Source organism: Streptomyces sp. NPDC088817 (assembly GCF_044750345.1).
Taxonomy (GTDB): Bacteria; Actinomycetota; Actinomycetes; order Streptomycetales; family Streptomycetaceae; genus Streptomyces.
In genome coordinates this window covers 12,385-31,196 of sequence record NZ_JBIVJN010000030.1, presented here as the reverse complement: position 1 = coordinate 31,196, position 18,812 = coordinate 12,385, and the positions used below count along the sequence as shown (strand labels likewise).

At 70.6% G+C, this 18,812-nt stretch carries 14 protein-coding genes; 10 read left to right on the top strand and 4 right to left on the bottom strand.

Annotated elements, in window-relative coordinates:
- Window positions 1–68: 68 nt before the first annotated feature.
- On the top strand, window positions 69–1,025 hold the full coding sequence (locus ACIP4X_RS34470; RefSeq protein ID WP_358730375.1) for a LysR family transcriptional regulator: 957 nt from the start codon (window positions 69–71) through the stop codon (window positions 1,023–1,025).
- Between the two features lie 126 nt (window positions 1,026–1,151).
- Here the strand turns inward: ACIP4X_RS34470 and ACIP4X_RS34465 are convergent, their stop codons facing one another.
- A complete protein-coding gene (locus ACIP4X_RS34465) occupies window positions 1,152–2,570 on the bottom strand; it encodes an MFS transporter (protein ID WP_401352255.1) in 1,419 nt (472 codons plus the stop codon).
- Window positions 2,571–2,763: 193 nt separating this feature from the next.
- Between ACIP4X_RS34465 and ACIP4X_RS34460 the strand changes: the two genes are divergently transcribed.
- On the top strand, window positions 2,764–3,666 hold the full coding sequence (locus ACIP4X_RS34460) for an NAD-dependent protein deacetylase (protein ID WP_401352251.1): 903 nt from the start codon (window positions 2,764–2,766) through the stop codon (window positions 3,664–3,666).
- 387 nt (window positions 3,667–4,053) lie between these two features.
- Here ACIP4X_RS34460 and ACIP4X_RS34455 read toward each other — a convergent pair whose 3' ends face one another.
- Together ACIP4X_RS34455 and ACIP4X_RS34450 are read right to left on the bottom strand one after the other, a co-directional pair.
- A complete protein-coding gene (locus ACIP4X_RS34455; protein ID WP_401352248.1) occupies window positions 4,054–4,695 on the bottom strand; it encodes a hypothetical protein in 642 nt (213 codons plus the stop codon).
- An 89-nt stretch (window positions 4,696–4,784) separates the two neighbouring features.
- Entirely contained in the window at window positions 4,785–5,582 is a 798-nt protein-coding gene (locus ACIP4X_RS34450) for a nucleotidyltransferase domain-containing protein (protein ID WP_358730395.1), read from the bottom strand.
- 264 nt (window positions 5,583–5,846) lie between these two features.
- Between ACIP4X_RS34450 and ACIP4X_RS34445 the strand changes: the two genes are divergently transcribed.
- The 4 genes from ACIP4X_RS34445 (at window position 5,847) to ACIP4X_RS34430 (ending at window position 14,539) form a co-directional block, all read left to right on the top strand.
- Complete coding sequence (locus tag ACIP4X_RS34445) at window positions 5,847–6,287, top strand: Lrp/AsnC family transcriptional regulator (RefSeq protein ID WP_358730371.1); 441 nt, start codon at window positions 5,847–5,849, stop codon at window positions 6,285–6,287.
- Window positions 6,288–6,350: 63 nt separating this feature from the next.
- Window positions 6,351–9,308 carry an aminotransferase gene (locus ACIP4X_RS34440; protein ID WP_401352244.1) on the top strand — a complete coding sequence of 986 codons (2,958 nt, stop codon included), beginning with the start codon at window positions 6,351–6,353 and terminating at the stop codon, window positions 9,306–9,308.
- Between the two features lie 389 nt (window positions 9,309–9,697).
- Window positions 9,698–12,064, top strand: coding sequence for a M4 family metallopeptidase (locus tag ACIP4X_RS34435; RefSeq protein ID WP_401352280.1), 2,367 nt, complete (start codon window positions 9,698–9,700; stop codon window positions 12,062–12,064).
- 249 nt (window positions 12,065–12,313) lie between these two features.
- Entirely contained in the window at window positions 12,314–14,539 is a 2,226-nt protein-coding gene (locus ACIP4X_RS34430) for a glycosyltransferase family 39 protein (protein ID WP_401352241.1), read from the top strand.
- Window positions 14,540–14,597: 58 nt separating this feature from the next.
- On the opposite strand, the gene ACIP4X_RS34425 is transcribed toward ACIP4X_RS34430, so the two are convergent.
- On the bottom strand, window positions 14,598–15,335 hold the full coding sequence (locus ACIP4X_RS34425) for a FadR/GntR family transcriptional regulator (protein WP_401352238.1): 738 nt from the start codon (window positions 15,333–15,335) through the stop codon (window positions 14,598–14,600).
- A gap of 251 nt (window positions 15,336–15,586) precedes the next feature.
- On the opposite strand from ACIP4X_RS34425, the gene ACIP4X_RS34420 reads away from it, so the two are divergent.
- From ACIP4X_RS34420 to ACIP4X_RS34405, 4 genes are all read left to right on the top strand, one after another.
- Window positions 15,587–16,927, top strand: a complete 1,341-nt coding sequence (locus ACIP4X_RS34420; RefSeq protein ID WP_401352235.1) for an L-fuconate dehydratase — start codon at window positions 15,587–15,589, stop codon at window positions 16,925–16,927.
- The gene (locus ACIP4X_RS34415) at window positions 16,924–17,679 is read left to right on the top strand and encodes an SDR family oxidoreductase (protein ID WP_391457759.1); all 756 of its coding nucleotides are present in this window, start codon (window positions 16,924–16,926) and stop codon (window positions 17,677–17,679) included. The genes ACIP4X_RS34420 and ACIP4X_RS34415 overlap by 4 nt, the downstream gene beginning before the upstream one ends.
- 75 nt (window positions 17,680–17,754) lie before the next feature.
- Window positions 17,755–17,910, top strand: coding sequence for a hypothetical protein (locus ACIP4X_RS34410; protein ID WP_391457757.1), 156 nt, complete (start codon window positions 17,755–17,757; stop codon window positions 17,908–17,910).
- Window positions 17,907–18,761, top strand: coding sequence for an amidohydrolase family protein (locus tag ACIP4X_RS34405; protein WP_358730364.1), 855 nt, complete (start codon window positions 17,907–17,909; stop codon window positions 18,759–18,761). Before ACIP4X_RS34410 ends, ACIP4X_RS34405 begins: the two co-directional genes overlap by 4 nt.
- Window positions 18,762–18,812: the final 51 nt, after the last annotated feature.

Genomic DNA, 18,812 nt, shown 5'->3' with positions numbered 1-18,812 from the left:
TTCCGCACCGGCCGTGCAATGGGTCGATAAGCATTCACTTATCCGTCCAAATGCGGGAAAATCAGGTGGTGACCGTCACACAGCTCAGCACCTTCGTGCTGGTCGCCCGGCTCGGTTCCGTCGGCGCGGCGGCACGAGCCCTGGGGGTGAGCGAGTCCGCCGTATCGCAGGCGCTGACCGCGCTGCGCACCCACTACAGCGATCCGCTCATCCGGCGCACCGGCGGCGGTGGGATGCGTCTGACGCCCGCGGGCGCGCGACTGCTGCCGGTCGCGTCGCAGATGGTCGCGCTGAGCGCGGATGCCGAGGCGGCGGTACGAGCGGCACGGGGTGCGCCCGACGAGCTGCGGGTCGTCGCCACGAGCACGCCGGCCGAGTTCGTGCTCCCCTCGCTCGTGGAGGCTTTCGCCGACCGCTCCGGGCACAGGACCGAGACCTCCTTCGGGGTGGCCGCCGACCACGAGATACGTGTGCTGATCGAGAACCGGCTGGCCGACGTCGCGCTCGGACCGTATCTCGGCGCCGACCATGGGGGCGAGCTGGTCAGCGAGCCACTGTTCCGCACCCGGCTGGTCGTGGTGACCGGCGCCAGGTCACCGCGGCCGCCCGGACCGCCGTCGCAGTGGTCGTGGCTCGTCGATTCCTCCGGGACCGATCCGGACGCGGACACCGGGCGGCTGCTACGTGAGCTCGGAGTGGCCGAAGGACACGTGTGGGTGTTCCCCAACCAAGCAGCGACCTGGGCTGCTGCCGCCGAGGGCGCGGGGGTGGCACCGGCGTTGGCCCATCTGGTGTCGCCCCGCATCCGACGTGACGAGCTGCGCGTTTTGGATACCCCGGCCACGCCGTCGGACGCCACCTGGCACGCCACCGTCCTGCAGGCCGAGCATCGTTCCCCGGCCACCGACGCGTTCCTGCACTTCCTGCACACGCCCGCGGCGACCCGCATCATGCGCGCGCCCGGCGCGGGCGTCCCGCCGTCCCGCTTCCGGCCCCCGGTGTACGTCACGCTCTGGGGCACGTAGGAGAGCAGGTTCTCCTGTGGGACGGATGGCGTCCTCGACGCGGGCGCGCTTGGCGTAGCGCTGTGTCCGGGCGGCTGCGCGGCGGAGGCGGAGACCCCCCGGCCTGCCTGACGGCATCAAGACGCGCTACGTTCCTTTGGGCTTCGCCGGCACGCACAGCCACGCCAGGCCTGCGGCGGTCAGGTAGGCGAGGGCGCCGATGGCCATGCTGGTGCGCAGCCCGGTGTCGTAGTGGGTGGCCGTGGCGAGCAGGCTGCCGCCGAGCGCCACGCCGGTCGCGCTGCCGACCTGGCGAGTCGTGTTGAACAGGGCGGAGGCGGCCCCTGAATACGCCGGGGGCGCGGCGCCCATCACGGTCGCGGTCGAACCCGTGAGGGCGAAGGAGGTACCGAACCCCGCGGCCATCATCGGGGCCACCAGCACCGGGTAGGCGGGGTGGGCTCCCGATGAGGCCCAGCCGGCCAGGCCCAGGGCAGCCACGAGCATGCCGGAGATCACCAGCGGACGATCGCCGGTGCGGCGGCTCAGCCGCCCGGACAGGACGGAGGCGAACATGGTCATCGCCACCGCCGGGAACAGGGCCAGTCCGGTGCCGAGGGCGCTGAAGCCGCGCTGGTGCTGGAATTCCAGGCTCGCGGTGAACACCATGCCGTAGAAACCGAAGTTGAACAGCAGGCCGATGACGGCTCCGCCGATCATCGTACGAGACCGCAGCAGGCTCAGCGGAAGGGCAGGAGACCGGGCCAGCCGCTCGCGCACCGCGAACGCCGCGGCGGCCAGCCCGGCCAGGCCCACCCCGGCGAGAACAGCCGGAGCGGACCATCCCCGCCGTCCGGCCTCGTTGAGCGCCGCGGTCAGCAGCGCCACCGCCGCCACGACCGCGCACTGCGCCGGCCAGTCCAGGCGTCGCGCGGCGTGCCGGGGCGAGCGTGCCACATGCCGCAGCGTCAGCACCAGGCAGGCCGTACCGACGGGCAGGTTGATGAGGAACACCCAGCGCCACCCGACCGTGGAGGCGAGCAGCCCGCCCAGCAGCGGCCCGGCGGAGGCCGCGATGCCCGCCATCGAACCCCACAGCCCGAAGGCGCGCGAGCGTGTGGCCGGCGCCGGGTAGGCCTGCTGGAGCAGGGCCAGGGACCCTGGCACGATCAGCGCCGCGCCGAGCCCTTCCACCAGCCGCGCCGCCACCAGGAAGGGGGCGTTCGGCGCCAGCGCGCACGCGGCCGAGGACACGGTGAACACCGCCACGCCCGAGCAGAAGACGCGGCGGTTGCCCAGCCGGTCGCCCAGCGCGCCACCGGTCAGCAGGAGGCCGGCGAAGACCAGGGTGTACCCATCGGTGATCCACTGGATGCCGGTGAGCGAGGCCGACAGTTCCCGGCCGATCACCGGCACGGCGACATTGATGACCGTCACATCCAGGATCACCATGAAATACCCGGTGCACACCGCCAGCAGCGGCGCCCAGGACCGTGGCCGGGACTTCGGGGCCGACTCGGGCGAGGGCATGGACCGACCGCCACCGGCCGACTCCGCGAACGTCACGGCCCCAACTCCATCCCTTCCGCGGAGACCCTAAACCGAAAGCCACAATAAGGGACATATGTGCCAGCTTGTGAGCTCAGCTGCTCACATCGCCTCCAGGCCGTGTCCCCCAATGTGATTGGTTCGCTGGTCACGGATATATCGGGCAGGCATCCGCGATGCCCTCCGGGGCCTGTTCCGTACCCTGGCGGGTATGCGCATGCGCCCCACGCTGAGTTGGACCCCTGCCGAGGACCTACCGCCCGGCACCACGGATCCGGAGCCGGTCGCCGATGCCCTCGGCACCGGCGGGGTGCTGGTACTCAGCGGGGCTGGCCTCTCCACGGAGTCGGGCATTCCCGACTACCGGGGCGAGGGCGGCAGCCTGAGCCGGCACACCCCGATGACCTACCAGGACTTCACCGCCGGCGCCCAGGCCCGGCGCCGTTACTGGGCGCGCAGCCACCTCGGATGGCGCACCTTCGGCCGCGCCCGCCCCAACGCCGGGCACCGGGCCGTGGCCGCGTTCGGACGGCACGGTCTGCTCTCGGGCGTGATCACCCAGAACGTCGACGGCCTGCACCAGGCCGCCGGCAGCGGGGACGTCGTGGAACTCCATGGAGGCCTGGACCGGGTCGTCTGCCTTTCCTGCGGCGTCCTCAGCCCGCGCAGCGAACTCGCCCGGCGACTGGAGGAGGCCAACGCGGGCTTCGAGCCGGTGGCCGCCGGCATCAACCCGGACGGTGACGCCGACCTCACCGACGAACAGGTCGGGGATTTCCACGTGGTGCCCTGCACGATCTGCGGCGGCATCCTCAAACCGGACGTGGTGTTCTTCGGCGAAGCGGTTCCGCAGCGGCGGGTCGAGCACTGCCGCGAACTGGTCCGTGAGGCGGCCTCGCTGCTGGTCCTGGGCTCCTCACTGACGGTGATGTCCGGGCTCAGGTTCGTCCGCCAGGCGGCCCAGGCCGGGAAGCCGGTACTGATCGTCAACCGCGACCCGACCCGGGGCGACCGCCACGCCCTCACCCGTATCGCACTCCCTCTGGGAGCCGCCCTCACCATCGTCGCCGACCGACTGGACATCCCCCTCGATGACCAGGCAGCGGCCCGGTGAGAAGGTGACGGTGGTGGGGGTGTCGCCGGGGTGCACCGCGTAAGCCCCGGCCTGCGCGGCCGGCGCGGCCAGCGGCCGGTGGTCAGAGGTGCATCGGCCCCTTGTCGATGAGCTGGGCCAGCCGGCGGGTGAGTCCTGGATGAGCGCGGAGGACGGGTCGGAGTCCGCCCGCGCCATGGGAGGCGGTTGCTAGATCGCGCCAGCCTGCCACCTGGTCGTCGCCGACCAGAGCGCATCGCCCACCTCGGTCCGTGTCTCCCTGCAGGTCATGGAGGAGACCCAGGGCATCTCCGACACCGTCGACGCTGTCAGCCACCCGACCGCCGCCATCGACTCTGGGGGCTGGTTGCTCAGGAAGGCGGGTGGGCGGGTGCGCCGGCACGAGCCCTACGGGTGCGGCGGTGTCTGTGGTGCGGGCAGGTCCAGAGCCCGGCCGAGGGCGGCGGTGACAGGGGTGGCGTAGTCACGCAGGTGCAGGGCGGCCCAAGCGGCGGCCAGTTGGAGGAAGTCGGTCAGGTCGCGCTCCGCGCCGGCAAGCAGGCGTCGCAGGTCGGTGACGGGTAGCTCGATCACTGGGCTGTCGTCGTGCTCGGCATCGACGGTCAATCGGACGACTTCGCGGTCACGTTCAGCGAGCGGAGACGGGTCGTGACCGAAGGAGGCCCGGCCATCGCCGTCGACGACCTCAAGCCAGTCGCGCCTCTCGCCCAGCCCGTTACAGCAGCCCGGCAGGACTGTAGTGCCGGTTTCGGTGTCAGTGATCCGCAGGCCGCCCGATACAAAGAGGTCGTCCGTGGTGAGCAGTCCGTGCAGGAAGCCCCCGAGTGGGTCGGCGGGACGCGGCGGGCGACCACCGTCCTCAGGGTCGATGTTGTTGCAGTCGGCAATGCTCATGACGGCTGTGCCGACCTCGGCAGGATCGAGTACGCCGCTGAGCGGTAGGAAGCCGTACGGCGCGGACTCCGCGACAGGCCAGAGGGTCAAACCGTCCGTGGGGTGGATCTCCAGGACGGGCTGCAGAACGATCACGCGGGAAGTCTGCGGCACGCCTGCTCGCGCCGCACTGCGATTACTACGCGACCTCCTGTCGAACTCGGCAACTGCGCCCACCCTTAGGCTCAGGACGTGAGCCGCCCGCATACCTCGGCAGCCAGCCCGTCAGCGGCATCGAGCACGGTGTGCAGAACGTCTGAGGTCGTGCCGGGCATGGCGAACAGTCCGTGAGCCCGCGCCGCGAAGTCCGCCGGAGCAGCCGGGAGTTGTCCCGCAGCCTGAACAGCTCCCTTCTCGTTCAGCACCCAACGACCCGCGTGGGCATGCAGGCCCTGCACGAGAAGCCCTACCGCGCGGAAGATGCAGCCGGCGACATAAAAGGCGTCTCCGCGAATTGCTCCCTTGCGGGCGTTGGCCAGGGTGAAGGGAGCCTCCCACTGCGCGTTGGCGATCAGCGCCTCGCGCAACGGCTCCGGATAGCGGCGGGTCTCCTGCTGCAGGGCCCGCAGTTCGCCACCGGGATCGGCGAGAACGCGCCCAACGGACACCTCGCCGACATAGGCATGGGAGTACACCCCAAGCGGGTGACCAGCCTGCATGCCCACCTCGAAGCGCCCCGCCCGGCAGTCTTCCCAGATCCGGTGAACGCGCTCCAGATCGCGGTAGATCCAGTCGACACGGCAGCCGTCGACGGTCAGCCAGGCCCCACCGTCCACCCACGGCCCCCAGCCGCCCGGTTCCGTCACGCCGACCGACTCGCCAGTCAGCTCGGACGCGAGGAAACGCAAGGCAGCAGTGTCCAGCGGCGGCCGGTAGTACAGGCCCAGGTCGACATCCGAGTCAGGCCGGTGCGTTCCCGTCGCTCGGCTGCCGCCCAGACACACCCCGGCCACTCCGCCGACGCCGGTCAACCGATCCGCCATCTCCATCAGACGATCCACAGACCAGAGTCTGCAGAACCAGATCACTCACTGCGACCGCATTTCTGAGCACCCTCCGCCCTCAGGCCCATCCAGCCGGGTGAAGTGCGGAGAAGGCCGTGCAGGGCGTAGGCGAGGTGGCCTCGGGCTGCGAGCCGGAATGTGCTCGATTCCGTCGTTTGCACACTTGATTCGAGCGAGGCGATGCGTCATCGTACTTGAAACGATGACACGACTTGCCGTTCACGCAGACGAGGGAGGTCCTTCATGGACGACATCGACCGGGCCATCCTGCGGGAGCTACAGGTCGACGGTCGCATTCCCTATGCCGAGCTGGGGCCGAAGGTGGGACTGTCGCCCTCGGCCGCGAGGCACCGGCTGCAGCGCCTGTTGGACAGCAAGGCGGTCCAGGTCGTCGGGGTGACCGACCCGATGACCATGGGCCAGCAGACGATGGCTCTCCTGGGCCTGCGCATCGGGGGCGATTCCCGGGCGGTGGCCGATGAGCTGTCCCGGCATGAAGAAGTCGTGTACACGGTCCTGACCTCCGGCCGCTACGACCTGTTCGCCGAGGTCGTGTGCAGTCGCCCCAGTGATCTTCTGGACTTCATCAACGACGTCGTACGGGCCGTCGAGGGCGTCGCGTCCGTGGAGAGCTTCCCCTACTTCGCGATTCACACGCACCGCTTCCTGTGGGAAGTCGACTGAGGCATCCGAGCGTCCGAGCCCAGCCCGCCCACACCACGCTCCACACCAGCCGAGGAACCTCGCATGCCGCACGACGAGCACCGCACCATCGACTTCTTCGCCCAGGAAGCGCTTCCCGTGCCCAAGGTGACAGCCACTCAGGCAGAGCACATCGCCGCCCGGCACTTCGGCATGAACGCTCGCGCGGAGGCGTTGGGAAGCCAGCAGGACGCCAACTTCCTGCTGCGCGGCGATGACGGGACGGCTCTGGCGATTCTGAAGATCGCCAACCCCGCCTTCAGCCCCACGGAGATCGAGGCCCAGGACACCGCCGCCGACCTCATCGCCGCGGCTCACACGGAACTGCGCGTCGCCACCGTCCTGCGCCAGCCCGACGGCTCCCCGTACCGCGCAACGGTGGACACCGAGAGCGGGCCGGCCCTCGCGCGGCTCCTGCGATACCTGCCCGGCGGCGCGCTCTCGGGACCACGGCACCTGTCCCCGAGCACCGTGGCGGCCATGGGCACGATCGTCGGAAAGGTCAGCACCGCCCTGCGCGACTTCCACCACCCGGGCCTCGAACGCGTTCTGCAGTGGGACCTGCGGCACGCCGATCGCGTCGTCGCCAAGCTCGCAGAGCACATCGACGAGCCGGACCGGCGCGCCGCCGTTCAGGTCGCGACCGCCGACGCCTGGGCGCGGGTCCAACAGCTTGCCGCCGCGCTCCCGTCGCAGGCGGTGCACCTGGACCTCACCGACGACAATCTGATCCGTTCTCCCGACGAACGCCTACCCATGCCCGACGGAGTCATCGACTTCGGTGACGTGACCACGAGCTGGGCGGTCGGCGAACTCGCCGTCTCGCTCTCCTCGATGCTCCACCACGACGGGGTCGAGCCCCATCACCTGCTGCCCGCCGTCCGGGCCTTCCACGCTGTTCGGTCGCTGTCCCCGGAGGAGGCGGAGGCGTTGTGGCCGCTCGTGGTCCTGCGCGCGGCCGGCCTGGTCGCCAGCGGCCGGCACCAGGCCGCCGTCGACGAGGAGAACGCCTACGCCACGGCCGCGCTCGACCGCGAGTGGCGCATATTCGAGCAGGCCACGCGTCTGCCCATGCCAGTGATGGTCCACCTCGTCAAGGACGCGATCGGCCTGGCCGACGTCCCTGCCCGCGCCGATTCACCGGCGCGCTTCCTGCTGCGCGGCCTCGCCGCCGACGACATCACCCTCCTCGACCTGTCCACCAACGCCGACTCCATGGACCACGGAGCCTGGCTCGAAGCCGGCACCGAGGACCGGCTCGCGGCCTCGGCGCTCGCGGACGGAGCAGCCGCGGTGGCCACCCGGTACGCGCACCCACGGCTCACTCAGGCTCCGGCACTGTCGGCCGTTTCCGCTCCCACGGTGCCCACCGGCATCGACCTGTGGCTCGGCCGGCCCGCCGAGGCGCAGGCCCCGGCCGCGGGGAAGGTCCTCGCCGCGGCACCGGGCCGGGTGGAGATCACCTACGGCCCGCGGACACTGACCTTGTCCTTCCCCCGCACGGTCCACCCAGTGGTCTCCACCGGCTCGACGCTCCAGGCAGGCGAGGACCTCGCCCAGCTCCCCTCCGGAACCCCGCTCCACCTTGCGCTGCGCAACGCCGACGGCCCTTCCGTCCCCGCCTCGGTGCGCCCCGAGTACGCCGCCGGCTGGCTCGCGCTCACCGCGGACCCCGCCCCGCTCATCGGCCTCCGGGCCGCCGGCCGTGCGCAGGACAGAGACCTGCTCGACCGACGTGACGCCGTGTTCGCGACCGTGCAGGAGCACTACTACGCCGAACCTCCCCGCATCGAGCGTGGCTGGCGCCACCATCTGCTCTCCACCGACGGCCGCTCCTACCTCGACATCGTCAACAACGTCACCCCGCTGGGCCATGCGCACCCCCGCGTCGAGCAGGCGGTCTCCCGGCAGTTGCGGCGGCTCAACACCAACTCGCGATTCCACTACGCCTCGGTGGTGGAGTTCACCGAACGCCTCGCCGCCCTCCTGCCCGAGCCTCTGGACACGGTGTTCCTGGTCAACTCCGGTTCCGAGGCGGTGGATCTGGGCCTGCGGCTGGCCATCGGAGCCTCCGGACAGGACGACGTCGTCGCACTGCGAGAGGCCTACCACGGCTGGACCTACGCCTCCGACGCGGTCTCCACCTCACTCCAGGACAACCCGAACGCTCTGGCAACCAGGCCGGGTTGGGTGCACACCGTGGACTCGCCCAATTCCTATCGCGGCCTGCACCGCGGGGCGGACGCGCTGCGCTACGGGCCCGAGGCCGCCGCGGTGATCGACGAACTGGCCGCCTCCGGCCGCCCGGCAGGGGCTTTCCTCAGCGAGACCTTCTACGGCAACGCCGGAGGAGTCGCCCTGCCCGACGGCTACCTCGCCGAGGTGTACGCGGCGGTCCGGCGTCACGGTGGCCTGGCCGTCGCCGATGAGGTCCAGGTCGGCTACGGCCGCCTGGGACACTGGTTCTGGGGTTTCGAGCAGCAGCAGGTCGTCCCCGACATCGTCTGTGTCGCCAAGGCCATGGGCAACGGGCACCCCCTCGGCGCCGTCATCACGTCCAAGTCGGTTGCGGACCGGTACCGCGACCAGGGTTACTTCTTCTCCTCCACCGGTGGCAGCCCGGTCTCCAGCGTCGTGGGCCTCACCGTCCTGGACGCCCTGCGGGATGAGGACCTCCAGGGCAACGCGGCGCGCGTCGGTGGCCGTCTGAAGAGCCGGCTGGAGGCCCTGGCCGACCGCTACGGCATCATCGGCGCCGTCCACGGCTCGGGCCTCTACCTGGGCCTCGAACTCGTCCGCGACCGCGTCACCTTGGAACCCGCCACGGAAGAGACCGCCGAACTCTGCGACCGCATGCTCGACCTCGGCGTCGTCGTCCAGCCCACCGGTGACCACCTCAACATCCTGAAGATCAAGCCGCCGTTGTGCATCGACACCACCGCGGTGGACTTCTTCGTCGACATGCTGGACCACGCCCTCGCCCAACTCGGGCACTCTCACTGACGTCGTACGCCCGGCACCCGGATCGGACGCCGCCTCCGAGACGGGTGCCGGTCCGGTCGGCATAGCCGTCGTCGTCTCCGGCGGGCCGGCACCCGCGGCGAGCTCTCCGGCGCATCGACCGAGCGCGGAGATGGCTTCGGCACGCTGCTGCTCCGCGGAAGCTCTCGAGGTGAGGGATAACCCTCGAATCGGCGTTCGCCGAGTGACATGAACCGATCAATGCTGCCACTCTTCCTCCAGCCACGACCGGACCGTCGCGGTGTGACGGTTCCCCACGCACCGTTCAGCTCGTTCCGGACAGCACGTCCCGTCTGCCCGGTCTCTCAACGGCCGCAGGACTCGCGGCCGCAGCAGGAGGAGTACGAGTGAGACACAATCCCCGTCGGGCGATGGCGGCAGGCGCTCTGGTGGCGTCCACCACCCTGCTCGTCCTCGGCACTCAGGTCGTCCCCGCGACCGCCAAACCCGCCCCCCACACCGGTTCCCTGCGAACGGGCGCGCTGCAGGCGAAGCTCACCGGCGCCCAGCGCACCGCGCTGATCAAGAGCGCGCATGACAACTCGGCGCGGACGGCGCGCTCCCTCGGCCTGGGCTCGAAGGAGAAGCTGGTCGTCAAGGACGTCGTCAAGGACAACGACGGTACGGTGCACACCCGCTATGAGCGCACCTACGACGGTCTGCCCGTCCTCGGCGGCGACCTGGTCGTACACACCCCGCCGGCCTCCGAGGCGTCCGGCACGGTGAGCACCACCTTCAACAACAAGCGCTCCCTCAAGGTGTCCACCACCACCGCGACGGTCACCAAGTCGGCCGCCGAGACCAAGGCGCTCAAGACGGCCAGGGCCCTCGACGCCGAGAAGCCCGCGACGGACAGCGCCCGCAAGGTGATCTGGGCCGGCGACGGTACCCCGAAGCTCGCCTGGGAGACGGTGGTCAGCGGTTTCCAGGACGACGGCACGCCCAGCAAGCTGCATGTCATCACCGACGCGACCACCGGCGACGAGCTGAACCGCTTCGAGTCCGTCATGACCGGCACCGGCAACACCCAGTACAGCGGCACGGTGACGCTGAACACCACGCTGTCCGGCTCGACGTACCAGCTGTACGACACCACCCGCGGCGGCCACAAGACGAACACCCTCAACGGCGGCACCTCGGGCACCGGCACCCTGATGACCAGCTCCGACGACGTCTGGGGCAACGGATCCGGGTCCAACACCGGGACCGCGGCCGCGGACGCCGCCTACGGCGCCCAGATGACCTGGGACTTCTACAAGAACACCTTCGGCCGCAGCGGCATCAAGAACAACGGTGTCGCGGCCTACTCCCGGGTCCACTACGGCAGCAACTACGTCAACGCCTTCTGGGACGACAGCTGCTTCTGCATGACCTACGGCGACGGCTCCGGGAACACGCACGCGCTGACCTCGCTGGACGTCGCCGGCCACGAGATGAGCCACGGCGTCACCGCCAACACCGCCAAGCTGAACTACTCGGGTGAGTCCGGCGGCCTGAACGAGGCCACCTCCGACATCTTCGGCACCGGCGTGGAGTTCTACGCCAACAACCCCGCGGACCCCGGTGACTACCTCATCGGCGAGAAGATCAACATCAACGGCAACGGCACCCCGCTGCGCTACATGGACAAGCCCAGCAAGGACGGCGCCTCCGCCGACTACTGGTCCTCGACCGTGGGCAGCAAGGACGTGCACTACTCGTCCGGTCCGGCGAACCACATGTTCTACCTGCTCGCCGAGGGCAGCGGCGCCAAGACCATCAACGGCGTCAGCTACGACAGCCCGACCTCGGACGGCGTCGCCGTCACGGGCATCGGCCAGGCTGCGGCCTTGCAGATCTGGTACAAGGCGCTGACCACGTACATGACGTCCAGCACCAACTACGCCGGTGCCCGCACCGCCGCCCTGAACGCTGCCGCGGCGCTGTACGGCACCAACTCCACCCAGTACGCCGGTGTGGGCAACGCTTTCGCCGGGATCAACGTCGGCAGCCACATCACGCCGCCCACCTCGGGCGTGACCATCACCAACCCCGGCGACCAGTCCTCCACCGCGGGCAAGGCGGTGAGCCTGCAGATCTCGGCCTCCACCACCAACGGCGGAGCGCTCACCTACAGCGCGACCGGTCTGCCGGCCGGTCTGTCGATCGACAGCTCGACCGGTGTCATCTCCGGCACCCCGAGCACGGCGACCACCTACAACACCAAGGTGACGGCGACCGACAGCAAGGGTTCGTCCGACTCGGCCTCCTTCACCTGGACGGTCAGCGCCTCCGGCGGCGGCTCGTGCACCTCGGCCCAGCTGCTGGGCAACCCGGGCTTCGAGTCGGGCAACACCGTCTGGAGCACGACCAGCGGCGTGATCGACAACAACCAGAGCCAGCCGGCGCGCAGCGGTTCGTGGAAGGCCTGGCTCGACGGGTACGGGAGCACGCACACCGACACGCTGTCCCAGTCGGTGACGATCCCGGCCGGCTGCAAGGCGACCTTCAGCTTCTATCTGCACATCGACACCGCGGAGTCCACCACCGGCTCCGCGTACGACAAGCTGACGGTGACCGCCGGGTCGACCACGCTGGCGACGTACTCGAACCTCAACGCCGCCCCCGGTTACCAGCTGAAGTCCTTCGACCTGTCCTCGTTCGCGGGCTCCACGGTCACCCTGAAGTTCACGGGTGTGGAGGACTCCATCCTGTACACGGGCTTCGTCGTCGATGACACCGCCCTGACGGTCAGCTGACCTGTGTTCCAACCGTGGGGGCCGTCCGCCGGGACGGCCCCCACGGCACGTTTGCCGGTCCTGATCGAACCAAGGGGGCCAACGCCGCCAGTCACATAAGCATCCCTGACTACCGACTATCCAGTTCAGATGCGCTCTGAGCCACGTCCTGTCCGTCGCGGTTAAAGGATTTCCCTCGGGGGATGAGAATTACCTTGAAGCGGGTTTCTTTGGCGTAGTGGGCTCGCGTGGTGTCGAAGACTGCTGTGCATGGCTACGACAGTCCTCGACCCGACCGCCGCAGGGGCCAACCGCCGAGCACCCTGGAGAGCGCCGGCGGACCAGCCGGCGTACGCGCGCCCCGCGCTGCTGGCCATCACCGTGCTGGCCGCCGTGCTTTACGCCTGGGGGATCAGCCACAGCCAATACCACACCTTCTACGCCAACGCCGTCCGCAGCATGACGGAGAGCTGGAAGGCCTTCTTCTACGGGTCTTTCGACCCGGGAAATTCCATCACGCTCGACAAACTGCCGGGATTCCTCTGGCCGCAGGCCCTCTCCGTCCGCGTCTTCGGATTCCACCCCTGGGCACTGGTTCTTCCTCAGGTCATCGAGGGCGTGGCGAGCCTGCTGGTCCTGTACCGGTTGGTGCGGCGCTGGGCCGGAGTCGCGGCAGCGCTCATCGCCGCCACGGCGTTCCTGCTGACCCCGGTGGCCGTGGGGCTCTTCCGGACTGCCGTCGAGGACCCCGCCTTCACCCTGTGCGTGCTGCTGGCGGCCGAGGCGACCCAGCGGGCCGCCCGGGACGGCCGGCTGCGCCCGCTGCTGCTCGCCGGGGTGTGGGTCGGTCTCGGCTTCCAGGCCAAGATGCTGGAGGCGTGGGCGGTGCTTCCCGCGCTCGCCCTCGTCCACCTGCTGTCGGCACCGATCGCGCTGCGCAGGCGGCTGGCGCACCTGGGCCTGTCCGCCCTGGTGATGGCCGCGGTCTCGATGTCCTGGATGCTCGCCGTCACCCTCACCCCGGCCAAGGACCGGCCCTACGTCGACGGCACCACCGACAACTCCGCCTTCAGCATGGTCGTCGGCTACAACTTCCTCAACCGCTTCTCCTCACTGGGCATCAGCGCGGCCTCCACGGGCAGCGTGAGCGCGACGCGGAACGGCGCAGGCGGCCACGGGGGCTCCGCCGACCGTGAAACCGGTACGGTCGGTACTCCGGGCGCCCGAAGCTCGCGGGACACCCCTTCGGTCACCCATGTGCCGGAAACCGCCCAGGCCACGGCGGCCTCGGCGAGCGAGGTGCGCCAGGTCGGGTCCGGCGGCAGGGGCGGGGACCAGGACGGCTGGTCGAAGATGTTCGGCACGTCGCTCGCCTCGCAGACCGGCTGGCTCTACCCGGTCGCCGCCGTCGCCGTCGCCTGCGGTGTGCTGTGGCGCCGTGGCCGGCCACGCACCGACCGGATCCGTGCCGGATTCCTCCTGTGGGGTACCTGGCTGGCCACGTACTTCCTGGTGTTCAGCGCGGGCAGCGTCGGTGGCCACACGTACTACATGGGCGTCATCGCCGTACCGCTCGCCGCGCTCACCGGCGGCGGCGTCACACTGATGTGGCGCGCCTACCGTGCGGGCGGCCCCCGCGCGTGGGCGCTGCCGGGCGCGGTGGCGGCCACGGCGGCGTGGAGCGTGTATCTCGCTGGAGAGTTCCCGTCGTTCCTGCCCTGGCTGGCACTCGTCGTGGGGCTGCTCGGCGTGGGGGCCGTCGTCCTGCTGGTGCTGGGCCGTCGGGGCCGTAGCGCCTCCGGCAGCGGCCTCGGCCTCGTCGGGCTGGCCGTATCCCTCGCCGCCTTGCTGTTCGCGCCGAGCGCGTGGGCAGCGCAGGTCTTCAACCCCGCCTACGCCAGTACCGGCAGGGGCGCGGTCGGCCCGTCCGGCCAGCACCGCGGCCACCGCTCGGTGACGACGGCCGGCGGCCGGACGGGGCAGCGCCCCCTGACCGGTGCCGGCAGCCGTGGGGTGACCCGGGGCGCGCCGGGCGCGCAGGGTGGCTTCAGCGTCCTCCAGGACGACGGCCGACTCACTGGTCCCCAAAAGGAGTTGCTCCGGTACACCACCTCGCACCAGGGCTCGGCCACCTACGTCTTCGCCACGACCGGGTGGAGAGGCGCCTCCCCCTACATCCTCGCCACCGGCGCCCATGTCCTGCCGCTGGGCGGCTACAGCGGCAGTGTGCCGTTCCCGACCGAGGCACAGTTCCGGCATCTGGTCGACTCCGGCAAGCTCCGGTACGTGCTGCTGGGCGCCGGCGGTCGCGGCAGGGGTGCCCTGTCCGGCAACCGCACCGGCAACGGCACCGGTGCCATGCAGATCACCGCCTGGGTCCGGTCCGCCTGCGCCCTCGTACCGGCCTCCGCTTACGGTGGATCGGAATCCGCCGACACCTCGAGACCTTCCGGCGCAACGGGCGAGCTGTACCGATGCACCTCCGGCGCCGCGTGAACCGCCCCCCGGCCGCCGCGTCCAGAACACGCACCCAGCCGGCCACGACCGCCCTCCGCTACCGGTCCAGCTGCGCCCGTAGCCACTCCTCCACCTCGCCCACGTGCGCGGCCGCGGCTGCCCTTGCGGCCTCCGGATCCCGGGCGGTCAGTGCCCGGTGGATCGCGGCGTGTTCGCGGCGGGTCCGGGCGAAGGCCCCCTCCTCCTGGTAGCCGCGCCAGACGCGGGCGCGGAGGGTGCGCGAGGACAGGCCGTCCAGGATCGCGGCCATCGTCTCGTTGCCCGCAGCCACCGCGATCTCCTGGTGGAAGGCGAGGTCGTGGGCGAGGATCTCCTCCGGATCGTCGGTGGCGTTCATCGCCGTCAGGTGTTTCTCCACCTCGGCGAGCTGGTCCGGGGTGATCCGGGCCGCCGCCAGCGCGGTCGCCGTCGACTCCAGGATGCGGCGCACCTCAAGCAGCTCCACCAGGCGCGGGCCGCGGGAGAGGTCGGCGACCACTCCCAACGTCTCCAGCAGGTCACCGGCCTCCAGCCGAGTGACGTAGATGCCGGAGCCGTGCCGGGCGTCCAGCACGCCGAGCGCGGTCAGAGCGCGGATCGCCTCACGCATCGAACTGCGGGAGATGCCCAGCTGCGCCGCGAGGTCCCGCTCGGTCGGCAGGCGTTGCCCGGGCTGCAGGAGACCCTCGGCGATCATCGCCTTGATCCGCTCGATGGCGCGCTGCGTCACCGTGCCCTTCCGCGGAGCGGCCGCAGTGCTCTCCGGTTCCGTCTCCCCCGCAACGGTTTCGCCCACGCCACTCCTCCTGTCGCCGTGCGCCGCAGCTTAGTTGTCAATGTGGTCCGACCACTACGGTCGGAACATCGCAAATATTGAATCCAGAGGGTGTCGTGGGCGCCAAGTGGTCTGATAAGCATGCGTCAACTGCTCGATTTCGCTGACGAGGAGCCGCCAGATGACCGGCAACACAGCGCGGAACGGACGGCAGGACAGGCGCGGACGGGACTGACCCGCCGGTTCCCCCGTCACCGACCGAAAGGCCATCCGTGTCTGCGACGCCCGCCCGCATCATCGCGGTCGACACCCACGACATCCGCTTCCCCACCTCGCGCGAGCTCGACGGCTCCGACGCCATGAACCCGGACCCCGACTACTCGGTGGCCTATGTCGTGCTGCGCACGGATGAGGACGGCGGAGCGGAGGGACACGGCTTCACCTTCACCATCGGACGGGGCAACGACGTCCAGGTCGCCGCGATCCATGCGCTGCGCCACCACGTGGTCGGACGTCTGGTCGACGACGTGTGCGGTGACCCCGGCTCGCTGTCCAGGGATCTGATCGGCGACAGTCAACTGCGCTGGCTGGGACCGGAGAAGGGCGTGATGCACATGGCGATCGGCGCGGTCGTCAACGCCGTGTGGGACCTCGCCGCCAAGCGCGCGCGGCAGCCCCTGTGGCAGCTGCTCGCCGAGGCCGCCCCCGAGTGGCTGGTGAGCCAGATCGACTTCCGCTACATCACCGACGCGCTCACCCCCGAGGAGGCGCTCCAGATCCTGCGCGGCGGCCGGGAGGGCATGAAGGAGCGCACGACGCGCCTGCTCCAGCGCGGCTACCCCGCCTACACGACCTCGGCGGGCTGGCTCGGCTACGACGACGACAAGCTCAGCCAGCTCGCCGCCCAAGCCGTTGCCGACGGATTCACCCAGATCAAGCTGAAGGTCGGTGCGGACCTCGACGACGACGTGCGCCGCTGCCGGGTGGCCCGGACGGTCGTCGGGCCGGATGTCCGCATCGCCATCGACGCCAACCAGCGCTGGGACGTGGCCGAGGCGATCCGCTGGACCCGGGCGCTCGCCGTGTTCGCCCCGTACTGGATCGAGGAGCCCACCAGCCCCGACGACATCCTCGCCCACGCGACGGTCCGCAAGGCCGTGGCGCCCGTGAAGGTCGCCACCGGCGAGCACGTGCACAACCGCGTCATCTTCAAGCAGATGCTCCAGGCAGGCGCTCTCGACGTGCTCCAGATCGACGCGACCCGCGTCGCCGGCGTCAACGAGAACCTCGCGATCCTGCTGCTGGCCGCCAAGTACGGAGTCCCCGTCTGCCCGCACGCGGGCGGGGTCGGCCTGTGCGAACTGGTGCAGCATCTTTCGATGTTCGACTACGTCGCGGTCTCCGGCACCACCGAGGACCGCGTGATCGAGTACGTCGACCACCTCCACGAGCACTTCCTGAACCCGGTGGTGATCCAGGACGGTCACTACGCGGCCCCCACCGCCCCGGGCTTCTCGGCCGCCATGCGGCCTGAGTCCATCGCGCGGTACACGTTCCCCGGCGGGACCTTCTGGGCCACCGACCCCGACCCGCAGAAGGGACAGGCGGCATGAGCGACTTCCAGGGGCTCAGGGCGCTGGTGACGGGAGGCGCCTCCGGCATCGGCCAGGCGAGTGCCGAACTTCTCGCCGAGCGGGGCGCGCAGGTCGCCGTCCTGGACCTGGACCCGGCGTCCGTGGTGAAGCCGCTGCTCGCCTTCCGCGCCGACGTCACCGACGACATCTCGGTGCGCAGGGCCGTCGAGCAGGCCGCCGGAGCCCTCGGGGGACTCGACATTCTGGTGAACAACGCCGGCATCGGCGCCCAGGGCACCGTCGAGGACAACGACGACGAGGAGTGGCGCCGCGTCTTCGACGTCAACGTCCTCGGCATGGTCCGCACCGCCCGCGCCGCCCTGCCTCACCTTCGCGGCTCCTCGCACGCGGCGATCGTCAACACCTGTTCCATCGCGGCCACCGCGGGACTGCCGCAGCGCGCCCTGTACAGCGCCACCAAGGGCGCCGTCTACTCGCTGACCCTGGCCATGGCCGCCGACCACGTCCGCGAGGGCATCCGCGTCAACTGCGTCAATCCCGGCACGGTGGACACGCCGTGGGTCGGCCGTCTACTGGACGCCGCTCCCGACCCGGCCGCCGAGCGCGCCGCCCTTCAGGCCCGCCAGCCCACCGGCCGGCTCGTCACCACCGCCGAAGTCGCGGGCGCCATCGCCTATTTGGCCAGTCCACTGTCCGGCGCCACGACCGGTACCGCACTCGCCGTCGACGGCGGCATGCAGGGCCTGCGGCTACGCCCGGCGGGCCGGTGACCGCCCTCTGCCGCAGCGGCGTCGAGGCCGGAGGGGAGTGCGCGAGACGGGGCTGCAGACCACCGAGGAGACGTCATGAGAGTCGCCGCGCACACCAAGGTCCGGCCCGACCGGATCAACCACCACGAGGCCGCGCACCGGGAGGTACCGGCCGAGCCGCTCGGCGTCGTGCACGACTGCTCCCGCGGGGGCGCCGACGCGGGGCTGCCCGTCGTATGGGAGCTGCCGTGACCGTGGACGCCCACCATCACGTCTGGGACCTGTCGATCCGCGACCAGGAATGGATCGCGGGACCCCGACTCCAGCCGCTCAGAAGGAACTTCACCATGGACGACCTGGTGCCCCGTGCCGAGGCGGCCGGAGTGGCCCGCACGGTCCTCGTCCAGACGGTCACCGTGCCGGAGGAGACCCCCGAACTGCTGGCTCTGGCCGCCGGGCACGATCTGATCGCGGGTGTCGTCGGCTGGACCGACCTCACCCGCCCCGACGTCGCCGACGAACTCGCCCGCCTGCGCGCACTCCCAGGCGGCCGCTTCCTGAAGGGCATCCGCCACCAGGTGCAGGGCGAGCCCGACCCGGGATGGCTGCTGCGGGCCGACGTACGGCGGGGCCTGGCCGCCGTGGCCGACGCGGGCCTCGCCTACGACCTGGTCGTCCTGCCCCACCAGCTGCCGGCCTGCGCGGAGGCGGCCGCGATCCTCCCGGAACTCACCTTCGTCCTCGACCACCTGGGCAAGCCGCCCATCGTCTCCGGAGAGCTGGAGCCCTGGGCGGGCGCCGTACGTGCGCTCGCCGGCCGGCCCAACACCGTCTGCAAGCTGTCGGGCATGGTCACGGAGGCCGACCTCACCTCCTGGACGCCGGCCGACCTGCGCCCCTATGCGGAGGTGGCACTGGATGCCTTCGGCCCGGACCGCCTGCTGTACGGCTCGGACTGGCCCGTGTGCACCCTCACGGCCCCGTACGAGGAAGTCCTGACCACGGCCCGGGACCTGACCTCCGCACTCACCGAGCACGAACGCACCGCGGTGTTCGGGGGGACGGCCGAGCTCGTCTACGATCTGGCTCAGTCGGGCTCGTAGTCGACAAGGTCCGGGACCGGAGGCCCCGATCAGGGGCTCCGGGGTGGCGGC

Coding starts and splice junctions, on each gene's coding strand:
- ACIP4X_RS34440 (WP_401352244.1), top strand. CDS start 6,351: ATGCCGCACGACGAGCACCGCACCATCGACTTCTTCGCCCAGGAAGCG.
- ACIP4X_RS34415 (WP_391457759.1), top strand. CDS start 16,924: ATGAGCGACTTCCAGGGGCTCAGGGCGCTGGTGACGGGAGGCGCCTCC.
- ACIP4X_RS34410 (WP_391457757.1), top strand. CDS start 17,755: ATGAGAGTCGCCGCGCACACCAAGGTCCGGCCCGACCGGATCAACCAC.
- ACIP4X_RS34430 (WP_401352241.1), top strand. CDS start 12,314: ATGGCTACGACAGTCCTCGACCCGACCGCCGCAGGGGCCAACCGCCGA.
- ACIP4X_RS34450 (WP_358730395.1), bottom strand. CDS start 5,582: ATGGCGGATCGGTTGACCGGCGTCGGCGGAGTGGCCGGGGTGTGTCTG.
- ACIP4X_RS34435 (WP_401352280.1), top strand. CDS start 9,698: ATGGCGGCAGGCGCTCTGGTGGCGTCCACCACCCTGCTCGTCCTCGGC.
- ACIP4X_RS34460 (WP_401352251.1), top strand. CDS start 2,764: ATGCGCATGCGCCCCACGCTGAGTTGGACCCCTGCCGAGGACCTACCG.
- ACIP4X_RS34445 (WP_358730371.1), top strand. CDS start 5,847: ATGGACGACATCGACCGGGCCATCCTGCGGGAGCTACAGGTCGACGGT.